The sequence below is a fragment of the uncultured Thiodictyon sp. genome (assembly GCF_903828115.1).
Taxonomy (GTDB): domain Bacteria; phylum Pseudomonadota; class Gammaproteobacteria; order Chromatiales; family Chromatiaceae; genus Thiodictyon.
In genome coordinates, this window is sequence record NZ_CAIKKU010000062.1 from 1 (window position 1) to 5,804 (window position 5,804).

Sequence of the window (5,804 nt, forward strand, 5' to 3'; positions counted from 1 at the left end):
GGCCTTGATCATAATCCCGGCCAGCGGCGTGCGTAGTCAGGGCTTCCAGCCCTGACGGTGTCAGGCCAAGATGGCCTGACTACGCACCCGGCGAGCCCAAGCGGCCGGAATCTTGATCGACGCCGCCGCGCCGACTCCCACGCCCCTGCGTGGGAGCCAGGGCGGGCGCCCCGCGTCCATTGATAAGACGGGACGCGGAGCGCCCGCCCGGCATTCCCACGCCGGAGCGTGGGAACGAGACGCCCGCGCCGGACCGCCTCGCGCTTACCTTCACGGCATTGGGTTCGACCGACCTGCCCAGGGCGCGGCCCTTCTCTGGATACTGCTCCCGAGATCGGCCAAGCCCCGGCGCCGGGTCCGCTTCGTGCAGAGAATAAACTGCTGGTTGGCCCTGGTCGCCGCAGCTAATCTTCTATTTTGTAGCCCTGTTCGTGGAAGATGCGCAGGCACGCATCGACCACCTGCGCATCGAAGGTCGTGCCGCGATGCGCCGCGATTTCGCTCAATGCCGATTCGATACCCAAGGCCGCCCGGTAGGGGCGTAGCGAGGCCATGGCCTCAACTACGTCGGCGACCGCAAGAATCCTGGATTCAAGCAACAATTCATTTGTAGCCGCGCTGCAAGGCCGCGGCCCGCCATTGCACCATGGTCGGGTCGGTCGAAATATCATCGCAGAATTGGACCTCTCCCGACCGGATGACGCGGCCCGTGGGGCCCTGGCCGCATTGCGTATTCGCCCAGGTGATCCGGCCCGACGCCAGGTATCCGTCATCGCGCCCATAGTGGGCGATCACCTGGACGCGCCGATCTGGTCCGGTGTCCGCGAGCCCTACCCATGCCATCAGGTAGCCGCCGGTTTCTACGGCGATCCGGCAATACTCGTCGAGCAAGACTGTTTCCGTTGCAAAGGCAGGTCGTGGTAGCGGATGTGGCCTCGATCAAGATTCCGGCCACTTGGGCTCGCCGGGTGCGTAGTCAGGCCATCCTGGCCTGACACCGTCAGGGCTGGAAGCCCTGACTACGCACGCCGCTGGCCGGGATTACGATCAAGGCCGCAGATGTAGCGCTTGGTCTTGAGTTCATCAAACGCATCTTTGTTCAGCGTGGTGTCTCTGAAGGCCCCGATATCCCACAGCGTCTTGCCGATGAGTTCTTCATGCGAGTAGCCGATGATACTGATCAAGAACGGATTTGCGTCTTCAATCTCGGAGGTTTCGGCATTCACCAAACTGTTGGCGACGTTCCAACTCGGCCGCGAGATCACCATCCAGCAGGAGTTGTGACTTCCCGGCATAGTCGATCCCGAGATTGCCGTGCTCGACGGTATTGATCATCAGCTCGCGCAAACCGAGCGCGACCCGGTCGGGTTGCGGGCAGCGTCGCGCCGGCAATGAACTCGTCGTCCTCGACCACCAGGATACGGGCGTTCTTCATGGCAATGCGTCTCGCAGTTGTTGCGATGCTTCGCGTTGATCCCAATCGGCTTTGAGTTCCAGGATGCGCGGCAGACAGCCCTCGAACGCCGCGATCAGGGACGGATCGAAATGACTGCCGGCGCCCGCGCGCAGGGTCGCCGTGACCTGTTCCAATGGCCAGGCCTCCTTGTAGGGCCGCTTCATGCTGAGCGCGTCGAAGACATCGGCCACGGCAACGATCCGCGCCGATGCGGGAATGGCCTCCCCCGCCAGTCCTTCCGGGTAGCCGCTGCCGTCCCATCGCTCGTGGTGATAGCGCGCGATCTCGGCGGCCAACCGAAAGACCGGTGCCTCGCTGCTGGACAGGATCGCAAAACCGATTACACAATGGGTCTTCATCACGGTCCATTCGTCTGGGTCCAATTTGCCGGGCTTGCGCAATATCGCATCGGGGATGCCGATCTTGCCGGTGTCATGCATGGATGCCGCCAGTTCCAACAGGTCGCACTCCGCCGGGGACCAACCGATGGTCGCGGCGAGCTCACGCGCATAGGCCGCCATGCGCCAGATATGCGCGCCGGTATCGGCATCGTTGCAATGCCCGGCCTTCCCGAGCATGAAGATGGCGTCACGGCTGCGCTTTTCCAATTCCTTCGTATGCACCAGTGACAGGTGGGTGCGCACCCGGGCCCGCACGATCCCCGCGGTCACGGGTTTGATCAGGTAATCGACCCCGCCCGCGGCGAATCCGGCCTCCTCGTTTCCCGCCTCCGACAAGGCGGTGACGAAGATCACCGGGATGCCCTCGGTGCGCGGATCGGCCTTGAGCGCCCGACAGACCGCGTACCCGTCCAGCTCGGGCATCTGAATGTCGAGCAGAATGAGGGCGGGCTGGTGTTTGACGGCCAGACCGATGGCCTCGGCACCACTGCGGGCCAGCATCAGCGGGTATTCGCCCGCCAGGATCGCGCGCAGGTTGGCGAGATTGGTGACCTCGTCGTCGACCAGCAGCAGGGGGCCATGCGTCATGGGTATTTCCTAAAATTGATCCCAAATCCGGAAATTCGTCTGAAAACGCGAGGCCAAAGGCCCTTTCTAGTTTGGCGTGTCCAGGTCACGCACCAGTGCCCGGATCAAGCCCTCGGCCCCGCGAAAATCGAACTCGGTCAACCGCGACTCGACTGCCGCCAGGGGCGCGGCAGCAACCAGACCGGGCAACTGTGCGAGCAGCGAGTCACAACGGTCGGGGTCGTTGTGGTCGAGGGCCAGCAAGAATTGATCCAGTAATGCGCCCAGGCCTTCGGGCCCGGCAGCGGCAGACCTCGCCACGGCCTCGGGTCGCTCGGCCATGATCCCGGCGACGATCCCGGCGCAGACCGCGTCGATGGCGGTTTGCAGGGCCGCGGCCAACTCCCCGATCGGCTCTTCCCCCTTCAACCGCCGGTCCAGTTGCCGGGTCAATTCCAGCACCAGCGGCAACGCCAGACTACCCGCCACCCCGATGAGCTTGTGGGCAAGTGCCCCGGCCGCGGCCCGGTCCCCCTCCCGGCAGAGGGTCGCGATCTCCCGTCCGGCGCCGGCGTAGCGGGAGACGAACCGGTCGAGATGGGTCCGGTAGGTCTCGATCTTGCCCCATTGTTTGAGCCCCACCGCGAGGTCGATGCCGGGCCAGGCCGGTGTCACCAGCGGCGGTGCCGCCAGGCCGGGCGCGAGGGGCGGTTCCGCCGGCTCCGTGGTCGGTGCCGGGGCACCCGCCGGCGGTTGGGGCCGGCGGCCGGTCCAGTGTTGGATCAAGGCGATCATCTGATCGACCTGGAACGGCTTGGCGATGAAATCGCTCATGCCGGACGCCAGTGCGGCATCCCGCAACTCCTGGAAGGCCCCGGCGGTGAGGGCGAGGACCGGCAGGTCTCGCCAGCGCGCGTCCGCACGCAACCGGCGGGTCGCCGCGTAGCCGTCCAGGCGCGGCATCTGCACGTCCATCAGCACGATGTCGACCCCGGCCGGATTGTCCTCCAACCAGTCCAGGGCCGCCTGACCGTCGCCGGCCAAGTGGACGAGGGCACCCTCGACTTCCAGAATCCGCTGCGCCAGCTCCCGGTTGATGTCACTGTCATCGACCACCAGCACCCGCAACCCGGGGAGGCGCGGCCGGTGGGTCGCCATCGGCACGGGTGGCGCCAGGCCCTGTCCCTGCCGACGCCGACTCAGTGCCTCGCCGACCGCGTTGTACAGGGCGGAGGGCGTGACCGGCTTGCTGAGCAGGGCGTCCACCACGGCGAGGCCGGGCTCGCCCAGGAGTGCATCCTGCGAGTAGGCGGTGACCATGATGACGATGGGCGGTCGCTGCGATTCATCGATCCGCTGCCGCAGCGCGTCGCGGATCGACCGGACGGTGGTCCGTCCGTCTTGTCCCGGCATTTGCCAGTCGAGCAGCAGGGCGTCGTAGCGCCCCTGCCCATCCAGCCGCGCCAGGGTCCGCTCCAGGGCGTCCGGGCCTGAGGTCACCAGGTCGGCGGTCCAGCCCAGGGCGGCGGCGGTGTTCACCAGCGCGGCCCCGGCCGGCGCGCTGTCGTCGGCAACCAGCAGGTGGAGCCCCGCCAACTCCGGCGGAGTGGCGGTCGCGGCCTGATCGCACCGCAACGGCAGCACGAACCAGAACTCGCTGCCCTGGCCGGGCATACTCTCGACCCGCAACTCGCCCCCCATCAGGGCGACCAATTGCCGGCTGATGGCCAGCCCCAGCCCGGTGCCGCCGAAGCGGCGGGCGATGCTGCTGTCGGCCTGGCTAAAGGGGGCGAAGATCTGCTCCTGCTGGTCAGTGGCGATACCGATGCCGGTATCGCGTACCGCGAACCGCAGGCGCACGTCCGACCCCTGCACCGAGTCCAGGTCGATGCGCAGTTCGACCTCACCGCGTTCGGTGAACTTGACGGCGTTGCCGAGCAGATTGATCAGCACCTGCTCGAGGTGTCCCGCATCGCCGGTCAGGGTGTCGTAACGCCAGGAGGGATGAGGGGAAATGACCAGTTCCAACGGCTTGTCGCGCGCCGCCGCGGCCATGATGGCGGCGAGATCGTCCAGCAATCCGGACAAACTGAAGGGTGCGGATACCGTCTCCAGACGCCCCGCCTCGATCTTGGAGAAGTCCAGGATGTCGTTGATGAGTGTCAGCAGCGATCGGCCGGCGTTGCGAACCTTCAGCACCAAGTCAAGCGCCGCCGCGTCGAGCGGCTGCCGCTCCAGCAGATAGCAGAAGCCGAGCACCGCGTTCATTGGCGTGCGGATCTCGTGGCTCATATTGGCCAGGAACGCGGACTTCATGCGCGTCGCCTGTTCTGCGACAGCCCGTGCCTGCAACAACTCGGCCTCGGCCTCCTTGCGTGCGGTGACATCGACGTAGGCGATGAGCACCCCATAGTCGGGATGCGGATAGGGCATGGCGTTGACCGAGATCCACACCACGCCATCCGGGCGGAGGATGCCCATCTCCACGTCGCGCACCGTCCGACCCTCGACCGCGGCGCGCACGCTGGCGAACTCCGCTGGCGGCATGGGGGTCCCATCCGGACGGATGATCGCCCACTCCTCGCCGTCATAGGTCCGGCGGAACTGTTCCTCCCGCGCGATCCCCAGCAGGACCTCCGAGGCCCGATTGCAGTCGATGATCTGCCCGGCCCGGTCCGTGACCGAGATCCCGATCGGCAGTAGGTCGTAGATGGTGCGCAGCTTGGTCTCGGAGGCCTGAAGCTCCGCAGTCCGGGCCGCGACCAAATCTTCCAAGTGCGCCTGCTGGTCCTGGAGGGCGAGTTGCGCCTCCCGGGCCTCGGTTAGGTCGTGAATACTCACGACCACGCCCAGCACCGCCCCATCGTGCCCCCGGAAGGGGCGCACGTCCGACTCCAGGTAGCGCTGCCTGCCGTCGATGGCAGTGATAAGGCCACTGAACCGCTGGGCCTGGCCAGCCAGCGCCGACTCCAGGCAGGGGCCGATCTCCGCATAGTCCTCAGCCCCCACCACCTCTCGTGCCAGGCGGCCCTGAAGGTCCGCCGGGGTCGTGTGGCGCAGCGCGGCATAGGCTGGATTGACCACCCGGTAGCGCAGGTCCCGATCAAGGAAGACCAGCATCTCACTGGAGGTCTCGACGATCTGCCGGTAGCGACGCAGGTCCAGCTCCGCCTGTTTGCGTTCGGTGATGTCCTCGGAGAAGATGACGATCCCGCCCACGGCGCCGCCGCTGCGGTGCCAGGGCTTGAACTGTTGCGATTAAAGTTGTACATTTTTGCCAAACATGAGCAAAAAAGTGTACAAAGTAAGGATAGGCGAGGCGGCGGAAGCTCTTGGGGTTTCGCCCGCGACCGTGCGCCGCTGGGAGACCAGTGGCAAGA

Annotated in this window: 6 protein-coding genes; 1 reads left to right on the forward strand and 5 read right to left on the reverse strand. The window is 66.1% G+C overall.

The features are described from left to right. Nucleotides 1–404: 404 nt before the first annotated feature. The 5 genes from QZY48_RS02175 to QZY48_RS02195 form a co-directional block, all read right to left on the reverse strand. Nucleotides 405–602: an HD domain-containing phosphohydrolase gene (locus QZY48_RS02175; RefSeq protein ID WP_295427100.1), complete on the reverse strand. Its 198-nt coding sequence runs from the start codon at nucleotides 600–602 to the stop codon at nucleotides 405–407. A gap of 1 nt (nucleotide 603) precedes the next feature. Beyond that, entirely contained in the window at nucleotides 604–891 is a 288-nt protein-coding gene (locus QZY48_RS02180) for a GAF domain-containing protein (RefSeq protein ID WP_295427102.1), read from the reverse strand. 128 nt (nucleotides 892–1,019) lie between these two features. Then, entirely contained in the window at nucleotides 1,020–1,295 is a 276-nt protein-coding gene (locus tag QZY48_RS02185) for a hypothetical protein (protein ID WP_295427104.1), read from the reverse strand. A 136-nt stretch (nucleotides 1,296–1,431) separates the two neighbouring features. Next, nucleotides 1,432–2,445: an HD domain-containing phosphohydrolase gene (locus tag QZY48_RS02190; protein WP_295427106.1), complete on the reverse strand. Its 1,014-nt coding sequence runs from the start codon at nucleotides 2,443–2,445 to the stop codon at nucleotides 1,432–1,434. 66 nt (nucleotides 2,446–2,511) lie between these two features. Then, nucleotides 2,512–5,643: a response regulator gene (locus QZY48_RS02195; protein ID WP_295427108.1), complete on the reverse strand. Its 3,132-nt coding sequence runs from the start codon at nucleotides 5,641–5,643 to the stop codon at nucleotides 2,512–2,514. A 64-nt stretch (nucleotides 5,644–5,707) separates the two neighbouring features. Between QZY48_RS02195 and QZY48_RS34555 the strand changes: the two genes are divergently transcribed. Further along, the coding region (locus QZY48_RS34555) for a MerR family DNA-binding transcriptional regulator (RefSeq protein ID WP_366929626.1) at nucleotides 5,708–5,804 on the forward strand (97 nt) is incomplete at its 3' end.